A 24,045-nucleotide genomic window follows, 5' to 3' on the forward strand; every position below is an offset into this window, starting at 1 on the left:
TATGGCAAATCCAATCCAATGGCTTCTATCTGAACAGTGTTAGAAGAAAAATCATACAAAAGACCTCCCAGCATTCATGATGAGGAGGTCCTTAGTAGGATATTATCATTCGGGATGTTTGTCCTCCTTTGGTGGACAAGTGTCCATGGGTGGTGCCTGACACCATACATGTAACACCATAACTGTGACACTATAAATACCACATTAAATGCCTGCTTATTCTGCAACTAGGAAAGCATCGTTGATTCCAGCTTTTTTAACTTCAGCTAAGCGGTCTTCGGCATTTTCCCGGTTGGAAAAGGCTCCAGCTTGAACTCGGTACCATGTTTCGCCCGCTATTTTTGTGGTATCTACGAATGATTCGATGCCTTTTGCCTTGAGTTGGTCTACTCGCTCGTCCGCATTTTCTTTTGATTTAAATGAACCGGCAATTACTTTGAAAAGTGTTCCGGAATCTGGTTTCGGCGGATCGATTGGTTTCCGTTTTAGGCCAAAGGCTTTGGCAACTCCGTTCGCGTGACCTTGTGCTACTTTTTGGATCCAAGAAGATTGTTTCATTAGTGCGGCGTCATGATCGTTACTGATAAATCCATTTTCAGTTAGGAGTGCTGGAATGTTTGATTCACGTAACACATGGAAGTTAGCCTTTTTCTGGCCGCGATCTTTCAGTTGATTCACTTTCATGACTTCGGTATGGATGATATCTTGATATTGGGCTGTCTTAGAAGTGTCAGATAAGCCGCTGTATATAAAGTCTTCATAGCCCAGAGCGGTACTAGGTCCGGAATTGATATGAATGGCTAAGAAAAAATCTGCGCCCCATGCATTGACCTCACTCGATCGCTGGCTTAAGCTTTTTGTGGTATCACTGCTCCTGCTCATTTTTACCTCAATGTTTTCATAATCATTTTGTAAAATGGAACGTAGTTTGAGCGCGATAGCTAACGTCAAATCTTTTTCATCTAATCCATGACCTTGGGCACCTGGGTCTTGTCCACCATGACCTGGATCTAAATAAAGCTTCATTTCATCCTCTCCATTTCTAAAAATTGATTATATATACATGTTATGTCAGTATGGACAAATAGGTTCGGATGCTTGTCACAGTAATTGTTACAGGATGTCACCAACAGTTGATTCTCTTAGTTACCGAAAATGTAATTGTACCAGTCTTTCGGTAAGAAAGAGAGGTCTTAAACTACCGAAACCGCCACCTCCTATTACACTCTATATTGAAAAAAGTCGGCAAAAGGGACACGGTCAGAGAAAATAAATATGGGATGATTTATTTAAATAAAGTTGATTAATGCTATACTTGGGGAACGGAATTGGTTTCTGAAAGGAGTTAATCATCTTATGAAGTATTTGAAATCACAAATGCAGCAGCTAATTAAGGATAATAAAGAATTGCATACACGCTTAAAAGAGTTGAAAGTAGAACATGGGCTTGAGAAAAATACTGCCCTAAAGGCATTGTACCATTCAGAAGTAGCAGACGGCGGAAAGTATCAATTAGCGTACCAAGCACTTGATCTTCCTAAAAAATAGGTAACATAAAAAGAGTGTCAGGCACCAATTTGGTGCCTGACACTCTTTTTATATTATTGTTGTAAAAATGCAAGTTGGATAAAGAACAAGACAGCGAACACGTATAGTAATGGATGGATTTCACGCCACTTCCCTTTAACTAACTTTAAAAGCGGGTAGCTGATGAAACCAAGCGCGATCCCTGTTGCGATGCTTGATGTGAGCGGCATGCTCAAGACGGTCAAAAAAGCAGGGAAGGCTTCATCCAGCTCGTCCCAGCGGATTTTTGCAATGCTTCCCATCATTAGACTGCCGACAATAATTAAAGCCGGTGCGGTAATCGCAGAAATCCCGGAAACCGTACTAACCAGTGGACCAAAGAAGGCGGACAGGATGAACAGGATCGCAACCGTTAGGGAAGTTAGACCAGTTCGTCCTCCTGCTGCTACACCTGACGACGATTCAATATAGGCGGTTGTTGGGCTCGTCCCAAACATTGCCCCGACTGCCGTACCAATCGAATCGGCAAGTAAAGCTTCGCGGGCCCTCGGCAGTTTGCCTCCTTTCATTAAACCGGCTTGGTTGGCGACACCAATCATCGTACCCGTCGTGTCAAAAATGGTCACTAGAATGAAAGAGAAGACAACAGCATAAAGGCTATGCTGAATTACGTCAGTCAGCGCTGTCACTGGATTAGCAATAATTAGTCCCTCTGGCAGAGTGGGCAGCGACATAAAACCTTTACTGAATTCCAGCTGGCCCGTAAAGAAAGCGATGAGCCCGGTAATCACCATTCCAAAAAATATTGCCCCGTTGACTCGAAGCGCCATTAATACAAGTGTGATTGCCAGTCCTGCTAGCGCTAAAAGGGCGGAAGCTGAATGAAGATCGCCGAGACCGACAAGATTCGTCGGATGAGCTGTAATGATTTTTGTAAGACGCAGGCCGATATAGGCAATAAACAAGCCAATTCCTGCAGTAATCCCGTGTTTAAGGTTTTCCGGGATGGCGTCAATTAATTTTTCCCTAAGGGGAGTTAACGATAAGATTACAAAGATAACACCAGCAATAAAAACAGCGGCAAAGGCAGTTTGATAGGTTATCCCCTGATGGCCGCCGACAACAGAATAGGCGAAGTAGGCGTTAAGTCCCATTCCTGGGGCAATGGCGATTGGATAATTTGCAAAAAACGCCATCCATAGTGTGGCGACGACTGCGGCTATGATGGTTGCGGTGAATACTTGCCCAAACGGAACCCCTGCATCGGCAAGAATGACCGGATTAACTACGACAATATAGACCATCGTAAAAAAGGTGGTGATCCCTGCAAGCAGTTCTGTTTTTGTATTGGTATGATTTTCTTTTAATTTAAACATAGCTGTTCCTCCAAAATACGAACATTTTAATAAGACCTCAATTATATTATTCGTTTTTAGATGAAAATTCAAGAGTTACCTCTTAATTTGTTCCATTTTTGTAACAGATATGATGGTGCCTGACACCAAAACGCACTTCAATGGACAAAAAAATAGAACCATCCCGTGCCTTATATGCAAAGCGAACGGGTGGTTCTCTGGTAAAAAAATTTGGTAAGATCAAATAAATGTCTTTTCCAAGTCGGGGGTAGGGGCTGGACTCGTGAATTTATTTTTGTGAACGAATTTTTCATTGTACATCTCCTGGTCGGCCATTTCGAGAATTTTTTCAAGCGTTATTTCGGTTCCAGGTTTATAGTGATAAAAACCGTAACAAGCAGAAATTGAATAAGGCTTCTGATTGGTAACATTAATATCATCGAACCCGCGCTTAATGTTTTTCACCAGCTGCCGGGCGTCCTTCATCTGCTTTTGGAAGAAGACAATGATAAATTCATCCCCGCCTAGGCGGAATAAGACATCCACATTTGTAATATGCTGGTTAATCGTGTCGCAGCAAGTCTTAATTAAGTCATCACCTGTTGAGTGACCGAAAAGATCATTGGTTATTTTCAAATCGTTAATATCAATATAGCAGATAATGAATTCTTGAGATTCTGCCTCGCCGCTCATCTGCTTGCTAAGCAATTCCATCCCACTTCTTCGATTTAGCACTCCAGTAAGCATGTCATATGAAGCGTGTTTAAAAAGTTCTTCCTCATTTTTTTTCAGGTCGGTGATGTCAGTGACGCCGATCAGGATACAAGCTTCATCCAAGTAATCTATTAATTCTAAACTCAACATGACCCATTTCCGGATATCAGGCGTGATTTGTTGCTCTACGCAAAAGTTTTTTATACTTTTTTGCTCTTCCAGACGCTTTAGGATGTCGAGTTTTTCTCCGATGTTTTGAAACAAGAATTTCCCGTCTATTTGAGTCATATCGTTACCTTGGAGTTGGTAGTATTCAATGGCATGTTTATTCATCAGCAAAATTTCATCATTCTCTAGCTTTTTAATGATGATCGGGTTCGGATTCAGGTTGAAAAGACGCCTGAAATTTTCCTCATTTCCTTCTAGTTTCATTTTGTTTGAAAAATCATTTTTACGAAATGAATAGAATGATAGGGCAATCATGAAAGAAATGACGACGGTTCCAGTTGAATTAATCAACTTTGATAAAAATGAGAAGTGCTCAGGTTCGATAAGATATAAACCTGTAATGAAAAATATATGTATACCCAAAAACAGGATCAATACGTTTCTTGGCTGTACTGGGAAGAAGACGGCAACTCCTAATAAAATAATGATATAAGAGTATATATTTCCTGTAAATAATTGACTATTAATAGAAGAGGCTGCCCCGATTAATAAATATAAAAGGATATAACTAGTAACAACGAACCCCTTGGAAATATTTTTATAAAAATGATAAATGAATAGAAACAAAAGGGAGATGATAAGACCAATGATTTGAATGGCTGAAAGATTGAATTTAAATGTAGGACTGCTCAGTTTATTAAATAGGAAAAAGTCAACGATGAAAAACCAAGGATAAGTAGAGATTAACATATAAGAAACGAGCTTAATTCGCTCAAATAATACATCGTAGTTACTATGAATATACTCTTGATTCGGAGGAGAATTCTTTTTCTTTCTATTAAAAAGATTGATTGAAAAGGACCACAAATAGTTCACCCCTTTTTTTCCCATTACCTCGAGTATTTTAGCATAGATTGGAAGGTCTGTCATAAAAAAAGCGGTGTCAGGCACCACTTAAAACATGAAAAAAAGCCCAATTGCTTGTATGTGATCGATACAGCAATTGGGCTTTTAAGTTTGAGATCTATTGGTTTAGTTTTATTTCTTCTGTTCGTTTTTCGCCGTAGATGCCCTTTGACTCGATAAATCTCTGGATTCTTTTCAGAGCTTCTTGCAGTTGTGGCATGGAGGCTGCGTAGGAGCAGCGAATATAACCTTCTCCACTTTCTCCAAACACATTGCCGGGCACGACTGCGACTTTTTCCTTCATAAGTAGTTCTTCGGCGAATTGTTCGGAACTGAGGCCAGTTGCTTTGATAGAAGGGAAGACATAAAAGGCTCCCCCAGGTGTGTGACAGTCCAAGCCGATTTTATTCAAGGTATGGACGACATAGTTCCGTCTCATTCGATAGCTTCGTTTCATTGCTTCTACTTCATGAAAAGTATTCCTTAGTGCTTCAATAGCGCCGTATTGGAGCATAGTCGGAGCACACATCGTCGTATATTGAAAAATTTTCAACATGACCTCCACAAATTCCTTAGGGGCAGCGAGCATGCCTAATCTCCAGCCGGTCATCGCAAAGCCTTTTGAGAATCCGTTGATTAAAATCGTCCGCTCGTACATGCCTTCAATCGTTGCAAAGCTTGTATACGTTTCTTCATAGGTTAATTCTGCATAGATCTCGTCGGAAATAACAATTAAATCATGTTTTTCAACAATTGCGGCAATTTCCTTCAGTTCTTCTTTGTTTAGGGTACTGCCCGTTGGATTATTGGGTGAGCAAAACAAAATGGCTTTCGTTTTTTCTGTAATTGCCCCTTCTAACTGCTTGGGTGTTAATTTAAACCCATTTGCAGGAGAGGTAGAAATGGCGATTGGTGTCCCGCCGGCAATCGAAACCAAGGGAGCATAAGAAACAAACGCTGGTTCAACAATCAGTACCTCATCACCCTGGTTTAGAATGGCGCGAAAGGCTAGGTCGATTGCCTGGCTTGCTCCGACAGTGACGATAATTTGGTTTGTTGGATCATAATTGACTGCAAATCTTGTTCCAAGATAATTAGAGATCTCCTGCCGTAATTCTAGTAAGCCAGGATTCGCGGTATATGCCGTATTGCCTTGTTCCAGCGATAAAATGGCGGCCTCTCTAATGTTCCAAGGCGTAATGAAGTCTGGTTCGCCAACACCTAAAGAAATCACGTCTTTCATACCGGCAGCTAAATCGAAGAATTTTCTGATCCCAGATGGCTGTAATTCTCTAGCAGTTTCAGATATATAGTGGGAGTAATCTTTTCTCATGGTGTAATCACCATTCTCCTGTCTTTCTCATCGCCGCCGCCAAAAATCACCCCATCATGTTTGTATTTTTTTAGCATGAAATGGGTTGTGGTTGAAATGACATTATCAATCGTTGATAGTTTTTCCGATACAAAGGACGCGATTTGATTCATGGTTTGACCTTCAATGGTGATCGATAAATCGTAGGCACCACTCATGAGGTAAAGAGATGTTACCTCTGGAAAACGATAAATTCTTTCGGCGACCTCATCGAATCCAACTCCGCGCTTCGGTGTTACTTTAACATCGATCATCGCAATGATATTCTCCTGCCCCTCGACTTTGCTCCAATCGATTAAGGCCGGGTAACTGACAATTACTTTTTCTTCTTCTAATTTTTTAATGGTGTTTCTTACGGTTTCTTCGCTGCTCATCACCATTAGGGCGATTGTTTCTTCTGAGATTTTGTGATTTTCTTCGATGAGTCTTAAAATTTCGAGTTCTTCATTACTTAATTTCATCGGGTGCCTCCTGATTTGTATTTCATATTATTGATTTTATAGGAGGAAGCTTTTTAACTCAAATGAAAGTGGAATGATTATTCATTTTTTTTTTGACAATTAGCCTGAGCAAATGAACCATTGAAGAAGGTAACTAGTTATATAGGACTATCTAATAACTGGTTTATATTTGCTCGATTTTTCTTAAGAATCTGCTTTAAAAATTATACCGCTTTCCACTTTAACTTGGTGAAATTTGTGGAAGAGTCAGTAATGCTAGGTATTTGCATTAGGCAGATTCAGCAACAATTTGGGTTCCTTTTTGTTAATTTTATGTAAAATTTTGTAGATTATAGAAATATATAGAATTACGACAAATTTGAATATAAAATAATAGTAGTAAAATATTTACTATTGGAAAGTGAGGGAGAGTCAGGAGCTGTAGGAGTTGTACAGCTTAGTAGTTTGCTCGTGATTTTCAAAGATTAGTAATCTAAATTTGGAGGGAATTTATCTGTGACTAAATTAGTAAACAGGTCGAAAAAGTGGCTTAGCTTAGCATTGACTGCTATTTTGCTGTTAGCGATTGTGTTACCGTCTGGTGTAAGCGCGGCTGCAGAGCCTGTATCATTGACGAAGTGGGATTTCAGTAAGGGTAATCTAGTAGTTACCTCAGGAACAGCTGCGAACTTGGACAAAGCATTGTCTGTAAACGGGTTGAATAAAGCTGTAGCAAGCATCTTAAACACAAAATATAAGCCAGCAATTGATGCGAAGAAAGCTAAAGCTACTGTAGTTGGTACAGCAGCAGTTGATTTAGTAGGTGGAAATCCTGCACGTACTGGGGAAACAAACCTAGGTAACTTCATTGCTGACGGTATGCTTGCAAAAGCAAAAACAATCAACCCTAAAACTGTTATTGCCTTTCAAAATGGCGGCGGAGTTCGGAAAACTCTTCGTGCAGGAAACATTACATTAGCTGATGTATTTAAAGTATTACCATTCGGAAACACATTAGGAATCATGGACTTAAAAGGTGAAGAAATCAAAGCAGCTCTTGAGTACAGTGTGAAGGATGCACCAGCTGCATTTAGCGAGTTCTTGCAAGTTTCAGGGTTGAAATTCTCTTACGACCCTACTAAACCAGTCGGTGGAAAAGTTCAAACCATTGAAGTAAAAGGTCAAGATGGTACATACACAGCACTAGACCTTACTAAGAACTATTCTGTTGCTACAAACATCTTTACTTCTAAAGGCAGCAACGGTTACACAGTGTTTGCTAAAGCTTACGCAGAAGGCCGTGTAAGTGTGCCAGGATTTGTGGATTGGGAAATGTTCAGAGACTATATTGAAGCGCAGCCAAACAAAACGGTTAATGCTCAAGTTGAAGGACGGATCACAATCGCAGAACCAAAATTCACTTTGAATTTAATGCACACAAATGACACCCATGCAAACCTTGATAATGTGGCGAAAAAAATGACTGCGATTAAGTCGGTCCGTGCCACAAAACCTGCAGCATTATTACTTGATGCTGGAGACGTGTTCTCTGGAACATTGTATTTTAATGAGTATAAAGGATTAGCAGATTTAGAGTTTATGGAACTAGCAGGTTATGATGCAATGACATTTGGTAACCATGAGTTCGATATGGGTACCAAAGTATTATCAAACTTTGTAAAAGAAGCAGATTTCCCGTTTGTAAGTTCAAACGTAAACTTTACAAATGATGCAAATTTACAATCCAGTTTCCATAACGATGTAACAACTGCTAGACCATTGGGCGGCGAAATTTACAACGCCATAATCAAAGTTGTAAATGGTGAAAAAATCGGTATTTTTGGTTTAACAACAGCTGAGACTCCAACTATATCTAGTCCAGGAGCAGGTGTTACTTTCGAAGATTATATCCAAGAGGCACAAAAATCTGTTTATGCCCTAAAAGCACAAGGCGTTAACAAAATTATTGCTTTAACACACATTGGTTTTGATGACTCACCAGTATGGGACAATGACAAAGTATTAGCTGGGGCTGTTGAAGGAATCGACGTCATTGTTGGAGGTCACTCTCATACTAAGCTTGATGCTCCTTTCTTTGATACATCAGGCGTTGAGCCAACAGCTATCGTTTCAGCCAACGAATACAACAAGTACCTCGGAACATTGGATGTAACATTTGATGCGGCAGGTAAAGTAATCGTTCCTGAAACAACTGGCAAACTTCTTGACATTGCTACGTTCGCGGAAGATGCAGCTATAGCAAACATCTTAAATACAAAATATAAGCCAGCAATTGATGCGAAGAAAGCTACTATCGTCGGTACAGCAGCTGTTACTTTAGAGGGTGGGAATCCTCTTGCACGTACAATAGAAACTAACCTTGGTAATTTTGTTGCTGACGGTATGCTTGCAAAGGCAAAAACAATCAATCCTAACACGTTGATTGCCCTGCAAAATGGTGGCGGAGTTCGGACAACTCTTCCTGCTGGAAACATTACATTAGCAGATGTATTTAAAGTATTACCATTCGGTAACGCTTTAGGAATCATGGACTTAAAAGGTGATGAAATTAAAGCTGCCCTTGAGTACAGTGTGAAGGATGCTCCAGTTGCATTTGGTGGATTCTTACAAGTTTCAGGGTTGAAATTCACTTATGACAGCACGAAACCAGTCGGTCAAAAAGTTCAAACAATTGAAGTGAAAAGTCAAGATGGAAGCTATACTGCTCTAGACCTTACTAAAAACTATTTTGTTGCAACCAACATTTTTACTGCTAAAGGTGGAGACGGATTCTCAATGTTTGCTAAAGCTTACGGAGAGGGACGTGTAAGTGAGCCTGGCTTTGTGGATTGGGAAATGTTTAGAGACTTTATTGAAGCACAGCCAAATAAAACGGTTACTGCAAAAGTTGAAGGACGTATTGTAAACGTAGCTCCACAAGTAGTTCCAGCAGCAACATTCAGCGGAACAGAAGCCAGCCCGAAGATATACACTGGAAATGTTATTGTTGATGTAACAGATGTTACAAAACTTGAATACGCAACAGTAAAAGGCAACCTTATCTTAAGAGGTGGCACTAATGTTGAGTTATCAACTGTAACAGTTGAAGGCGACACAATCTTTGAAGATAATTAATTGGTAAATTCCTCCAGTGAAACTGCTGGAGGAATTTACAACTATTAAAAAAGATCCAAATAATCACCGAACTTATTCAGGAGGTGCGAGGATTTGTCTAGAAAAAATAAGAAGAAATTAAATATTATACTTGTGGCAATCATGTTTATCAGTATAGTATTACCAAACTTTTCCATTAACTCTGCCGCCGCAGCCACTAAGGCCACTGATCTATTTATCTCTGAATACATTGAAGGCACCAGCTTTAACAAGGCACTTGAGCTCTACAATGGGACAGGCGCTGCTGTTAAATTAAGTGAATATTCACTTGAAAATTATAGTAATGGTGCGACTACAACCACTTTTAAAATGTCTTTATCCTCAGATCCGTCTGCAACACTTGCAAGTGGATCAACATTTGTCATTTCTCGTAGTGATGCAGATGCGGCTATCATCGCAAAGGCAAACTTATTAGATGCTGGTAAAACCATAATCAACTGGAATGGTGATGATGCGGTTGTTTTAAAACATAACGGGACCATTATTGATGTTATCGGTCAAGTAGGAATTGATCCTGGTACTGCTTGGGGAACAACTGTCAAAACATTGGACCAAACGATCGTCCGCAAAAGTTCCGTTACAGCTGGCGATAGTAACCCAAATGACGCATTTGATCCAGTAACTGAATGGGATAGCTTGGGTGTTAATGTGTTTACAAACCTTGGCAGCCACACAATGGATGGTGAGTCTACTCCAGTAGAAACAAAGGTTGCCAACGTAACAACTTCACCTGCTGCAGGTGCAGTGGCAGCTGGAACAAAAGTATCTTTAGCAACAGCGACAGCAGACGCTAAAATTCACTACACAACTGATGGCACTACACCAACAGCAGCAAGCATTGAATACACAGCACCAATAGATATTAGTGCAGACATGACAATCAAAGCAATTGCTGTAAAAGCCAACTTAGAAAACAGTGATGTCGCAACGTTTGCTTATACAGTTCTACAAGCAAGTACCATTGCTGAAGTTAGAACAGCTGCGTTACAATCAAACGTTCAAACTAGCGGTGTAGTTACCGCTGTACTAGGCAGAGCAATTTATTTCCAAGATGCTACGGCTGGAATTGTTGCTTACACACCGACTAATAGCACAACGATTCTACCAGGCGATAAAATCACTGTATCTGGTAAATTAACGGAATTTTCTTCGTTGCTTGAAATTGAAGCCAATCATGAAAATATTATTGTTACTGGGAAAGAAGCAGTTCCTGCAGCAGAAGTGTTAACTGCAGTTCAGTTACAAGAAAGCAAAGAAGCAAAACTAGTAACAGTAAAAAATGTAACAGTAGGGGCATTTTCTAGTGGAAACTACACAGTAACTGATGTGGATGGAACAAGCTTTCAAGTTCGTCCACCAAGTTCAACCATGTTAACTACAGGTACAACTTATGAAGCGATTACCGGGGTTCTTAGTGCATTTAATGGTGTCTATCAATTAATTCCACGGAACGAAGGCGATATTTTACTAGATTCAAGCATCGTACAAGCTGTTATTGCTACTCCAGGTGCCGGATTGGTAAATACAGGAACATTAGTTACCTTAGCAACAGGTACAGCTGGGGCAACGATTCACTATACCCTTGATGGCAGTGAACCAACCACAACTAGTCCAGCGTTTATACAGCCAATTGTTATTAGTAAGGCAACAACGATTAAAGCTGTGGCAGTCAAAGAAGGAATGACAAATAGTGCGGTTGCGACCTTTAATTATATCATTCAAGATGGCCCAATTCATATCTATGATATCCAAGGCAAATCACACAACTCGCTATTAAACGGTAAAACAGTATCGGATGTAGAAGGTGTCGTTACTTATATTGATGGAACAAGCCGCTTCTTCATCCAAGACTTAGTCGGTGACGGCGATAATAGTACATCAGACGGGATCTTGGTATTTAAAACAGCACATGGTGTATCCATTGGTGACCGTGTGAAAGTATCAGGAAAAGTAACCGAATTCTACGGCGAAGGTTTCGCGGAGAAAACAACTACTGACTTAACGATTACAGAAATCGAAGCTGCAACGATTACTAAAATTGGAACAGCTCCAGTACCAGCACCAATCAAACTTGATGTAGATCGCATTGCTCCAACAGAAATCATTGATAATGACCAATTTGCAGCCTTTGATCCTGAGGAAGATGCAATTGATTTCTGGGAAAGCATTGAAGGTATGTATGCACAAGTAGACGACGGGAAAGTTATTGCGCTGCAAAAAGACGGATTAGTTTGGGTTGTTCCTGGAACATATCCAACCAACGTGAATCCTGGCGGTTTACGTATTACAGCAACTGACACGAATCCCGACCGAATTGGGGTTGATGTAAGAAATGGCTCAACAGCCAATAAATCCTACCGTGCAAAAATGGGCGACTATTTTAGGGGAGCAATTAAGGGTGTTGTGAACTACGGTTACAGCAACTATAAATTGATGGCTCAAGAATCAAGTCTTCCAACGTTAACAGAAACACCAATCGTTCGTCCAGCTACAAAAATTACACCAGCAACAGACAAGGTAACAATTGGAACGTATAACGTTGAGAACTTCTCTACCGCTACTCCAGATGCAAAGGTAACAAAAATTGCCGATGCGATTGTCACAAAGATGAAAAATCCTGACATTATCGGCTTAAATGAAGTCCAAGATAACAATGGTGAAACCGATAATGGTTCGGTAGATGGTGCACAAAGTGCGCAAAAAATTATTGACAAGGTCGTCGCTCTCGGTGGACCTACCTATGTTTATACTGAGATCACACCAGTCAATAATCAAGATGGCGGGGCACCAGGCGGGAACATTCGTGTCGCCTTCCTCTACAATCAAGATCGCGTTTCTTTAACTGCAGGAGCACCAAAAGGAACTTCGACACAAGCAGTCGGCTTTGAAAATGGGAAACTGACATTAAACCCGGGACGGATTGATCCAACAAACGCCGCGTTTAATGCAAGCCGTAAACCACTGGCTGCTCAATTTGATTTCCAAGGCCAAAGTGTGATCGTGGTAGCCAACCACTTCAACTCTAAGGGTGGCGATTCGCCGCTATTCGGGAAAACTCAGCCGCCAGTATTAAGCAGTGAAGTTCAACGTCATAAGATTGCGACGATTGTTAATAACTTCGTTAAAGATGTAAAAGCAAAAGATGCAAACGCAAACGTTGTTTTACTAGGAGATTTTAATGATTTTGAATTCACGAAAACGCTAGAAATAGCAAAAGGGAATGAATTGACCAATATGGTTGACTTTGTTCCTGAAAATGAGCGTTATAATTACTCTTACCAAGGGAATGCACAAGAACTAGACCAAATCTTAGTGTCCAACAATATGGCAGCTAATACAACGGTCGATATCTTGCACATAAACTCTGGCTTCATGGAAGAGCATGGCCGTGCAAGTGACCATGACCCATTGATTATTCAAACGCAATTAAAGGCTGCAGAAGTCTTACCACCAGTGACACCACCAGAATCAACAAAGGTATACAACTTAAACGGATTCAAAACGAAGAAGTTAACGGTAAACAATGTGGGTGCTGACATTACTGTAAGTGCAAACTCTATCATTACAGAAGGTATTGTCATAAAAGGTTCTTACGCGAAGCTTTCTGGCGAAGGCTTAAAGACTACTACGGTCATTCTTAGCCCAACCGCACCAGGTGCAGTTATTGATCTTGGCGGCTTAGTTGTAAAAGAAGTAGTCATTGATAATGCGAATATCAGTCAAATTAGAGGAGTCGAGCAGGTTCAAGAATGGACAGTGAAAGACGGCGTCGATACATCTGCCATTAAATTCACAAATGCGAGCGGAGTGGTTCTTCCTTCTCCAATCGTATCACCACCAAAAGTGAATCATGCGCCGGTAGTTTCTAAAGCCTTGCCAAATGTTTCAGTTCAAGTCGGCACACCAGTTTCAGTGAATTTAAGCAGCTATTTTGCTGACCCAGATGGCGATGCTTTAATGTACACATCAACTGCTGGTAGAGTTCAAGGGCAAGCGTTGGACCTGGAACGGATATCCACCATTTACGACCAACTGACGCATCTGTAAATAGTACACGCGGACTGTTTAGCGCCGACAGGACTGGAGCGCTCCAACTGAGATAAAGGAAACACGGAGAGCGATAGCGATTCGATGTTGACTTATCGTAGGGCGGAGAGCGAAGAATACTAGTCGCTGGGTGCTGGAGCTAGACAGTTACCTAAGTTTTAAGCAATAGAATTTGATAATTCAAAAAAGCATCTGCAATTTGCATTGCAGATGCTTTTTCTTGTTTATTCGAATAAAGAGCTTAAGGACAATGAAGAGTGCAATAGGTAGTCAAAATAACTAATCTAATGAACATCTCTAACATTTTCACAACTCCTTCTGTGGAATTGATTATTACTATTGATATCATATCGATTGTTTATTAAGTCTGTATTTATAAAATGTAAATTTATTGTCAATTTTGTAAAAACAGTGAAATAGGTTAACGCTGGTGTATGTCATTATAGGAACAATGGATGGAATGAAATAAAGAAAGGGCGAAATGGACTAATTTAGCTTAATATTTCGCTAAAATATTATGAAAATTGTAAATAATCTGTTAATAAATGTAAAGAATGAGTGATTCTTCTTCTTTTTCTCACAGATTTTTATATCATGAGATTGTACTAAAATTTGAAACAATCAAGGAGGAAGAAAAAATGAAGGATCTAAAAAATTGGATGTTAGTGTTAATGGCGTCTTTCATGTTGGTAGGAGTTGCCTCAGGTTGTAGCAATACAAAGACAGATGCGGATACAGAGCAAAATCAAGATTCAGGCGATACTGGTTCCCCAGACAGCGGAACTGATCAAGAATCAGGAAAATAAGGGAAATAATAAAAAAGTAACCAATCAGAATTTACAATAAATCATGCTCTAACTGGGAAACTCGTATGTAAAAACGAAATTTCTACTGGATTAAAAAGAGCAGCTAACAGGGTGACCTAAACTTTTAGGCACCTTGTTTTTTTTACTTATTTTTTCTGGGCATATAGACAAATGTCAACTGAGTTAAAACTACTAAGCGAGAAAAACAATCCTAAAATTTTCCTATTTTTCTTTATATTTCTTTAACTCTGCTTAACTTCTAATTAATAAAGCGGGAGTAGGATGGAGCATGTAGGACTACATATTAATAAGGAGATGTTTTTATGAAACGCAAAAAGATACTGGCAGCATCGCTGGCTACTTTGCTTCTTGGTTCAACGTCAGCCTATGCAGGTTACACACAATTTGTTGGACCTAAGGCAGATGGAACGGCAGTTACCTCTCATGGGTGGCCCGTTACTCCTTCTGGTCAACAAGTGACGCTTGGTGATTTCCCAATGGGTGGTGTATTAAGCCCGGATCACCGTTATCTTATTGTTTCCAACGATGGACAAGGGGAACAATCTCTTCAAGTGGTTGATGTTAGCACCCAGAAGGTCGTACAGACTCTTCCATACAAATCGCCTGAATCCCTCTATTTTGGGGTCGCATTTAGCAGCGATGGAAAAACCGTCTATGCCTCAGCAGGAGGGAATAACAAGATCCGTGTCTATGGATTTGAAAATGGAACGTTAACTGAACAATCTCCAATTATGCTTAAAGATAGCAGCAAAACAAACTTTTATCCTGCTGGAATTTCCGTTTCAAGGGATGGAAAGTCGCTCTTTGTTGCGAATAATTTAAATCATTCCGTTTCAAAAATTGACCTTGCCACAAATCAAATTGTAAAAACAACCGCTGTTGGGAAACATCCGTATGCAGCTGTAATGAGCAATGATGGGAAATCCCTTTATGTCAGCAACTGGGGTGAAAGTAGCATCAGTGTGGTCGATCCAAATACGCTGACGATCAAAAGCACCATTCCAGTAGGGCTGCATCCGAATGCGATTATTGAAAATGCGGTGAACGGCATGATCTATGTATCCAATTCCGACAGCGATTCCGTTTCAATCATCGACACGAAACAACAAAAAGAAATTAAAACCATTTCGCTTAGCCCATATAAAAATGCTCCTGCGGGAAGCCAGCCTAATGCTCTAACAATAAGCGAGGATGGCAAAACTTTATACGTTACCAACGGTGGAAATAACGACGTAGCAGTCATTGATCTGCAAAAAGGAGAAGTGAAGGGGTTAATTCCAACTGCCTGGTATCCAAGTGGTATCTATTTACATGATGACAAATTGATGGTTCTGAATGCCAAGGGTCTTGGTGCTGGTTCCAACCGGGAAGGACAGTACATCGGGAATATGATGAAAGGAACCATGTCCTTTATCGATGTTCCAGATGATAAGCAAATGAAGAAATATACGAAACAAGTGGAAAAGAATAATCAAGAAATGAAACCAACAGGATTCAGTGCAAGCGAAAAATTCCCAATCCCGCGCTTTGAAGGACAAGAATCACCAATTAAACATGTCATTTATGTTATCAAGGAAAATCGTACGTATGACCAAGTATTTGGTGATATGGAAAAAGGAAATGGCGACCCGAGCTTAACCATCTTTGGTAAAGATATTACCCCAAATATTCATAAGCTGGCCGATCAATTCGTTTTATTAGACAATTTTTATGCGAATGCTGAAATCAGTGCTCAGGGACATAACTGGTCTACAGCTGCACAGTCCAACGACTATGTAGAGAAAAACTGGCTTGCAAACTATTCAGGTCGTAACCGCGGCTATGACTTTGAAGGAGGCAATGAAGCGGCCTATCCAAAAGCGGGTTTCTTATGGACGAATGCAAGTCGCTCGGGTGTATCATTCAGAAGCTATGGTGAATTCGTCAATTATGACAAAAATACAGGGAAATATGTAGCAGCTGAAGCTAGCATGGGCAATAATTTTGACCCTGACTACCCTTCCTATAATCTTAAAATTTCAGATCTTACCCGCTTGGATGCGTGGTCAGAAGAATTTAAGCAATACGAAGATAACGGCAATCTTCCGCAGCTGCAAATCGTTCGCCTGCCTAACGACCATACGCTCGGAACAAAACCAGGAGAATTAACCCCACAAGCCATGGTGGCACAAAACGATTATGCACTTGGTAAGCTGGTCGATATGGTTAGTAAATCTTCTTATTGGAAGGATACTGCTATTTTTGTTACCGAAGATGATGCACAGAATGGTTGGGATTCCGTGGACGCTCACCGGACTACATCCCTTGTTATCAGCCCTTATACACAAACTGGCAGCGTAGACAGCACATTATATGATACAACGTCCATGCTTCGTACGATGGAAATGATTTTGGGCATGAAACCAATGACACAGTTTGATGCTTCAGCGGTGCCGATGGTCAATTCGTTCACCCAAAAACCTAACTTTTCTCCATTTAAGGTAGAAGAACCAACCTATCCACTTGACCGGAAAAATGGAGAAACGGCACCGATGGCTCAAGAATCTAAAAAACTAGATTTCTCAGGAGTTGACCATGCCGATTCGGAAAAATTGAACAAGATTCTCTGGAAAGCTACAAAAGGTGATAAACCTTATCCAGGCGAAAAAAAGAATAATTAAATAATGGAAAGAGGGTGACCCCAAAGCAGGGTGTCAGGCACCATTCGTAAAATGCTGTATATTCGGAAGAGTTCTATACAGTATTCTGTCAGTGAGACCAGACACCATGGGTCACCCTTTTATTTTTGCAATTATAAAATTTACTATTTTAAAAGGATGGTTTTAAAAAATGATTCGATTTATTGAAGGATCGATGAAACGGTCCGTATTGATCCTGACATGTGTGGTTCTGATTATCGCCTGGGGTGCCATGTCTGCCATGCAGATGCAGCGGGATTACTTACCTCCAATCAACAACACTGCCCTAATGGTAACGATTCAAGCTGATCAATATCAATCTGATCAGGTCAAACAACTCCTTACCGCAAAGGTTGAGGAAGCAGTCGGATCTGTTGATAAGCTTGATTATCTGGAAACAAACTCATTTGATGGCGGTTTAATGGCGAGCCTCTATTTTCCAGGCCACACCGATATGGAAAAGGCGGAAACTGAAGTGAGGGCGGCCGTTGATAAAATTAATTTGCCGGACGGTGTGAAAACGCCATTGATTACACGGGTCAGTACGAACTCTTTTCCTGTCATGCGAGTAAGCTTAACAAGTGATGCCGGAAAAATTGATGAAAATCAATTACGAACATCTATTCAAGATAAAGTGGCAAATGAAATCAAGAGTGTTCCGGGAGTCAAAGAAGTCCGTGTCACCGGGGCAGGGAATTCCGGATACTTGTTGACGTTGAAAGCAGATGCCCTCCAAAAATATGGGTTAACCATAAAAGGCATTCAAAAGGCTCTAGCTGCCATTCATCCAGTATTGCCGCAGGGAACCATCAAAGAAAAAGGCGGACCGGATGGACAAATATCCATGCCGATTCGTGTGACCGATTGGACTCTTAATAGTGCAGACTTAAAAAGTGTAAAGATTCCTGTTAGCGGCGGGAAAACAGTAAGTTTACAGGAAGTAGCAGACATTGAGAGCAGTATTGTTGACCTACAGACGATTTCTAGAACAGCAGGGCAGCCGAGTGTTCTACTCGATGTTTTAAAAACACCTTCTTCAAACATTACCGATGTGACTGAAAGGATCAATGAAAGGATTATAGAAATACCAGAAATCAAGTCAGGAACAGTCGATCTTTCTATTCTTTTGGACCAGGGGAAGGACATAAACGCTGCTTTAAAGGGTCTGATCAAAGAGGGGTTATTGGGGATTTTGTTCTCGATCATCTGTGTATTTTTATTTTTCAGGAATGTCCGTTCCACATTGATTATTGCCTTATCCTTGCCAATCTGCCTTCTTGGTGCAACAGCGATCTTAAAAGCAATGGATGTCAGTTTGAATATCTTAACGATTTCTGGATTAATTGTAGCGATGGGCCGGGTGGTGGATGATTCGATCGTCGTCATCGATAATATGTACAGAAAACAAATGGAAAAATACAACGGACAGATCACAGTTCGCGATTTGGCTGGCGGGGTAGTGGAAATGATTCCAGCGATTGTTGCCTCCACTGCAACCACTGTTGCTGTGTTTCTACCAATAAGTATTATCGGAGGGATGATTAGTTCGGCTTTTTCAGGATTTGCCTGGTCGGTTGTCATCGCCCTTGTGACATCTCTTGCCGTTTCTATTATTGTCGTACCAGCCTTGGCTCACCTATTATGGAAAAAATGGCCAATGAATAAGTCAGTTGAAATGGAGACAAGGGCGCAAAACCTACTTCATTGGGCATTTCTGAAGAAAAAAGTAATAGTGGGACTTGCTGTGGTGCTTTTTGCCATCACGATAGCAGAAGCCGTGTTCCTGCCGGTTAACTTTTTTCCAAGAGGAAATTCAAAGGATGTAGCAATCCAGGTCGAGCTTCCTGAAGGAGTGCAACTTTCTGATGTGGATGCGGAAGTAAAAAATATCGAAACCATCTTAAAAAATGATCCTGAAGTAGAAACATACACTTCCACTCTTGGTTCGACATTTACACCGATGTTTGATGATGTCTTTGATGAAGGCGGCGGTTGGATGCAAAAGCAGAATATCGCCAATATTTCAATTGGGATCAAAGATAAAAGTGACATCGATTCATTTGTAAAAAAAATGCGTCAGCAGTTTGGCAGATTATCAACATCTGCCGTCTATACCGTTTCTAATCAAAATATTTCCGGAGATGATTCTCGCTTAAAGGTGATTTTAACCGGGGCGGACCAACAAAATCTTGCCAAAGCTAGCATTATGGTAAGAAGTAAGCTGCAAATGATTCCAGGTTTAAGTATTGAAGGAGCGGCAAATGATGCCGATGCAGCAATGAAACATTATCTTTCACTTAATCAGGAAGCAATTCAACGCTTAGGTATAAATGTCGATGAAGTTCTTAATCGGTTCGATCGCTACCTACCTAAAGACGTAAGGATGGATGTCCCTTCTGGTGACCTGAATACCCCAATTTCCCTTCGGTTAGACAATCAGGAAAGTCTAGTTAAAGCAGGTGACCCGGATCCTGAAAAAACGATTCTATCTAAAATTGGCCATGAAATGTTTACTGCCAAGGACGGTTCAAAGGTGTCATTAGCGGAGATTACGACCTTGGAGACCAGTACCCAAACGGTAATCAGTGAGCAGGATGGTCGTCCATTTGCTGCCGTGACGGGCAATATTATTACACGCGACATTGGAAAGGTTACAAAACAAGTTAATGAAACAATGAAAGGTTTGGATCTGCCTTCAGGCATTGACTATTCGCTTGGAGGGATCTCTCAGCAAGTCAAGCAAATGGTGATTGAAATGAGCCTTGCTCTTGCTCTGTCTCTTTTGCTAGTCCTGATGATTGTGAGTAGTGTTTTTCGTGGCTGGTATGCACCGGTTTCAGTCATCCTATGCATTCCACTGGCGTTAATCGGATCGGTATGGAGCATGGCAGTCTTTGGAATGGAGTGGAATCTCGCCGCATTGATTGGAATATTGATGCTCACAGGCATTGTCGTCACCAACGGAATTGTGCTTGTCGATAAAATTGAACGTAACCTTTCTGATGGGATGGACGCCAAGCAGGCAATTTTGTTAGGAACCTCTTCAAGGGTTCGACCTGTGTTAATGACTGCGGGAACTACCATCTTAACCTTGCTTCCCTTAGCTTTCTCAGGTAACGGGAATACGATTATTTCAAAAACGCTTGGGGTTGTCGTCGTGGGCGGCATGATTAGCTCGACACTGATTAGCCTCGTGGTAATCCCGATTATGTACGATTGGCTGAGTGGAAAGGTCAGAAAAATAAAGACTAAGCAGCACCCGTTATCAGCTTAAAATACTGGAAAGCAAATATCACCTGCCTAGAAGGCCGGTGATATTTTTATTAAATGGAGATAGGTAGATTTTAAGACAGGAAATGACACAAACTATTTTAAATTTACAAAATACATCATATCTTTACAAAACTATACAAACCATTAATACTCAGTTAACAAAAAAGGATTAATCTAAAACACGTAAACAACAACAAAAATTTAGGGGGATTTAAAGATATGAAAAGTTTGAAAAAATTAAGCCTGCTTACATTGCTAGCTGCGTTAATGGTTTTCATGGCTGCATGTGGAGGCGCAACTTCTACAGAAAAGACAGAAGGAACTGCGAAGAAAGAAACGGCAAAGACTGAAGAAACGAAAGAACTTTCTGGCTCATTAAGTATTTCCGGCTCCTCGGCAATGCAGCCTTTAGTGGCAGCGGCAGCTGAAGAATTTATGGCTAAAAATCCTAAAGTTGATATTCAAGTAAATGCTGGTGGATCTGGTACAGGCTTATCACAAGTTGCTGAAGGATCCGTTCAAATTGGTAACTCCGACGTTTTTGCTGAAGAAAAAGAAGGTATCCCAGCTGATCAACTTGTTGACCACAAAGTAGCTGTAGTAGGTATGACTGCTGCTGTTAACCCTAAAGTAGGGATTAAAGATATTAAAAAAGCTGATTTAATTAAAGTTTTCACTGGAAAAATCACAAACTGGAAAGAACTTGGCGGAGCCGATCAAAAGATTGTTCTTGTCAACCGTCCTGACTCTTCAGGTACACGTGCAGTATTCAATAAATTTGCCCTTGATGGTGCCACACCTGCTGAAGGAATTACCGAAGATTCTTCAAACACAGTTAAAAAGATTATTAACGAAACAGACGGTGCCATTGGTTACCTAGCATTCTCATACTTTACTGACGAATCTGTGACACCTCTTGCCATCGATGGTGTAGAACCGACTGGAGAAAATGTGCAATCTGGGAAATTTCCTGTATGGGCATACGAACACTCTTATACTAAGGGTGAGGCTGCAGATCTTGCTAAAGCATTCCTTGATTACATGATGTCAGATGATATTCAAAATACTTTATTACAAGAGCAAGGATACCTTCCTGTAACAGAAATGACAGTTGAACGTGACGCAAAAGGTAATCAAAAAAATCTTTAAGATCTTTCTATAATAGACAAGATTGATATAAAAGTAGATAGGATTGTAACTATTCCTTTCTACTTTTTTTTCTAGGAACCTTAAAAATTAGCTCAGTCATTAAATGTTTAGTAGATGATAGAAAACTTTCATATAGGAGGATCCCAATGAATAAGAATAGCATGGTAACAAAAGGTGCTGCTGTCGCTCTAACACTTGCGTTAACCATTCCTGCCGTCACACCAGCATTTGCTGCAGGTAATAGCCAAATCAAGGTTGACTCTGTTAAATTTAATGGAATGCCTGCCCCAACTACTATCGATCAAATGGTAGATACGTATACAAGCGCCTCCGTTGATGTAAAATACAGCAATGGAAAAGTAAAAACGTTCCCACTATCATACAAAAGACTTTTTAAATCAGAAGATAAAATCGCAGTTAATAAAGGTGAATTGATTCCTGCCGGTACACCGATTGATTATTATGGGGATCCAATCATGGATACTAGTGTTCCTGGAAAACCAACTCCATTTGTTTCGGATGCACCTGATTCAAACAGCTTATTAAATCCGATTAACGGAAAGCTTTACATGGTTACACATTATGAATATCAAACATTAGATGCAGCTGGTAATTCTGCTTATGGAATTGTTCCTGCTTCCATGTCCTTAACCACTTTAGACCAAAATAAGAAGACTGGTGAATTGAAAGCTAAAGAGGTTAAGAAAATTGATTTTTCAGAGGTTAACGGACTTTGGATTCCTTGTAATGGATCGCTTTCACCATGGAATACACATTTAGGATCGGAAGAGTATGAGCCAGACGCCCGCAAATACGAATTTGACGTGAAGTCATCGGCAAGAACTTCCGTTGAAAGCTTTTCACAGCTTTATTTCGGGGATAAATTAAAAGCAAATCCATATTTCTATGGCTACGTTCCAGAAATCCAAGTAAAGAAAAACGGTAAAGTAAAAGTAGAAAAACATTACAGTCTTGGCCGCTTCTCTCATGAATTAATGAAAATGATGCCTGACAATCGTACAGCTTACTTTGGTGATGACGGTGCAAATACTGGTATGTTCATGTATGTAGCCGATAAGGCGAAAGATTTATCAGCTGGTACATTATACGCTGCTAAATTCGTCCAAACTGGGACTGAAAATGGCGGTTCAGGAAATTTAGAATGGGTTAAGCTAGGACATGCCAATGATAAGGAAATACAAGCGATCATTGACAACGATATTAAATTCAGTGACATCTTTGAAACGTCTGATACAGCGCAACCAGGTTTTAAAGCGATTAAACAATATTCCTATGGTCAAACAGAATATGTAAAACTTAAGCCTGGTATGGAAAAAGCGGCAGCATTTCTTGAATCACGCCGTTATGCAGCTTACATTGGTGCCACTACTGAATTCAACAAAATGGAAGGTGTCACATATAACGCCAAAGATAACAAGGTGTATATCGCTATTTCCGACCAAAGCGGCAGCATGGAAAAAGACAGCACAGGAAAAGATCCTGCTGATGATATGCAATTACCTAAAATTAAGTCCGGCGCAACCTATCAATTAGATTTAATGAGTGGTCAAAAAGATAACAGCGACCGCAGCATTCTTAGTAAGTATGTGGCTACAAAGATGTCAGGTTTACTTGCAGGTGAAGACCTTGCAACGGCTGATGCTTTCGGTAATACAGCGAATGTAGATAAAGTAGCAAGTCCTGATAACTTAAGCTACTCTGAAGAAATGAAAACCTTATTTATTGGCGAAGATAGCAGTAAGCATACGAATAACTATGTATGGGCTTATAATGTCGATACGAAAGAGTTAACACGTATTTTATCGAACCCAGCAGGAGCGGAATCCACTGGATTGTTCGCTGCCGATGATCGTAATGGATTCTCTTATATTATGAGTAATTTCCAACATCCAGGCGATGAATTAGACGGAAAAGCTATTACTGCTGTTAATAAAGAAGAGTTAAAGAAAGCAATGGAAAAAGGAATCGGTATTGATAAGACAGGCGGTGTTGGCTATATCTCTGGCCTTCCATCCTTTACAAATATGCCAGATTTCACAGCTCCTGCTAAACCTTCAGTAAATAAAGTAACCTCTAAGTCTACTATTGTTACAGGAAAAGCTGAAATTGGCTCGACTATCTATGTTTATAACGGAAAAACATATGTAAGCAACGCAGTTGTAGATGCAAAGGGAAATTACAAAGTCAAAATTAAAGCTCAGAAAAAACGTACTACCTTGACAATTTTTTCTAAAGATAAGGCTGGTAATAAAAGCAATTCTGTCTCCATCAAAGTAAATTAGGAACAATTACTCAAACAAACACTTGTTACCTTATCTAGATTTGCCTAAGAATAATCAACATGAAAAAGCCTTAATTCCATTAATTACAAGGAATTAAGGCTTTTTCCATTTT

Annotated in this window: 12 protein-coding genes and 2 pseudogenes; 9 read left to right on the forward strand and 5 right to left on the reverse strand. The window is 40.3% G+C overall.

What is annotated here, in order from left to right; all coding sequences use genetic code 11:
* Positions 1 to 216 precede the first annotated feature (216 nt).
* Positions 217 to 1,026, reverse strand: coding sequence for an N-acetylmuramoyl-L-alanine amidase (locus ACSU6B_RS09365; protein ID WP_410884623.1), 810 nt, complete (start codon positions 1,024 to 1,026; stop codon positions 217 to 219).
* A gap of 330 nt (positions 1,027 to 1,356) precedes the next feature.
* On the opposite strand from ACSU6B_RS09365, the gene ACSU6B_RS09370 reads away from it, so the two are divergent.
* Positions 1,357 to 1,548 (forward strand): hypothetical protein, encoded by a 192-nt coding sequence (locus tag ACSU6B_RS09370; protein WP_088089707.1) that lies wholly within the window; start codon positions 1,357 to 1,359, stop codon positions 1,546 to 1,548.
* Between the two features lie 53 nt (positions 1,549 to 1,601).
* Here ACSU6B_RS09370 and ACSU6B_RS09375 read toward each other — a convergent pair whose 3' ends face one another.
* The 4 genes from ACSU6B_RS09375 to ACSU6B_RS09390 form a co-directional block, all read right to left on the reverse strand.
* Positions 1,602 to 2,903, reverse strand: coding sequence for an NCS2 family permease (locus ACSU6B_RS09375; protein WP_410884626.1), 1,302 nt, complete (start codon positions 2,901 to 2,903; stop codon positions 1,602 to 1,604).
* 219 nt (positions 2,904 to 3,122) lie between these two features.
* A complete protein-coding gene (locus ACSU6B_RS09380) occupies positions 3,123 to 4,631 on the reverse strand; it encodes a sensor domain-containing diguanylate cyclase (RefSeq protein WP_410884628.1) in 1,509 nt (502 codons plus the stop codon).
* Between the two features lie 157 nt (positions 4,632 to 4,788).
* Entirely contained in the window at positions 4,789 to 6,003 is a 1,215-nt protein-coding gene (locus ACSU6B_RS09385) for an aminotransferase (RefSeq protein WP_214998609.1), read from the reverse strand.
* Positions 6,000 to 6,503 (reverse strand): Lrp/AsnC family transcriptional regulator, encoded by a 504-nt coding sequence (locus ACSU6B_RS09390; RefSeq protein WP_214998610.1) that lies wholly within the window; start codon positions 6,501 to 6,503, stop codon positions 6,000 to 6,002. The genes ACSU6B_RS09385 and ACSU6B_RS09390 overlap by 4 nt, the downstream gene beginning before the upstream one ends.
* A 495-nt stretch (positions 6,504 to 6,998) precedes the next feature.
* Between ACSU6B_RS09390 and ACSU6B_RS09395 the strand changes: the two genes are divergently transcribed.
* The 8 genes and pseudogenes from ACSU6B_RS09395 to ACSU6B_RS09430 all read left to right on the forward strand — a co-directional run bounded on the left by ACSU6B_RS09395 (position 6,999) and on the right by ACSU6B_RS09430 (position 23,933).
* A complete protein-coding gene (locus tag ACSU6B_RS09395; RefSeq protein WP_410884630.1) occupies positions 6,999 to 9,617 on the forward strand; it encodes a 5'-nucleotidase C-terminal domain-containing protein in 2,619 nt (872 codons plus the stop codon).
* Between the two features lie 141 nt (positions 9,618 to 9,758).
* A pseudogene (locus ACSU6B_RS09400) lies at positions 9,759 to 13,046 on the forward strand (chitobiase/beta-hexosaminidase C-terminal domain-containing protein); the annotation flags it as partial.
* Positions 13,047 to 13,648: 602 nt separating this feature from the next.
* Positions 13,649 to 13,741, forward strand: a pseudogene (locus ACSU6B_RS09405) (ribonuclease); the annotation flags it as partial.
* A 600-nt stretch (positions 13,742 to 14,341) separates the two neighbouring features.
* Complete coding sequence (locus tag ACSU6B_RS09410) at positions 14,342 to 14,509, forward strand: hypothetical protein (protein WP_214998612.1); 168 nt, start codon at positions 14,342 to 14,344, stop codon at positions 14,507 to 14,509.
* A 323-nt stretch (positions 14,510 to 14,832) separates the two neighbouring features.
* On the forward strand, positions 14,833 to 17,190 hold the full coding sequence (locus ACSU6B_RS09415) for a glutaminyl-peptide cyclotransferase (protein WP_410884632.1): 2,358 nt from the start codon (positions 14,833 to 14,835) through the stop codon (positions 17,188 to 17,190).
* A gap of 169 nt (positions 17,191 to 17,359) precedes the next feature.
* On the forward strand, positions 17,360 to 20,482 hold the full coding sequence (locus ACSU6B_RS09420) for an efflux RND transporter permease subunit (protein ID WP_410884634.1): 3,123 nt from the start codon (positions 17,360 to 17,362) through the stop codon (positions 20,480 to 20,482).
* Between the two features lie 218 nt (positions 20,483 to 20,700).
* Positions 20,701 to 21,630 (forward strand): phosphate ABC transporter substrate-binding protein, encoded by a 930-nt coding sequence (locus tag ACSU6B_RS09425; RefSeq protein WP_410884636.1) that lies wholly within the window; start codon positions 20,701 to 20,703, stop codon positions 21,628 to 21,630.
* A 146-nt stretch (positions 21,631 to 21,776) separates the two neighbouring features.
* Positions 21,777 to 23,933, forward strand: a complete 2,157-nt coding sequence (locus ACSU6B_RS09430; RefSeq protein WP_410884638.1) for an alkaline phosphatase PhoX — start codon at positions 21,777 to 21,779, stop codon at positions 23,931 to 23,933.
* Positions 23,934 to 24,045: the final 112 nt, after the last annotated feature.

It is taken from the genome of Neobacillus sp. C211 (genome assembly GCF_051842875.1).
Lineage (GTDB): Bacteria > Bacillota > Bacilli > Bacillales > Cytobacillaceae > Neobacillus.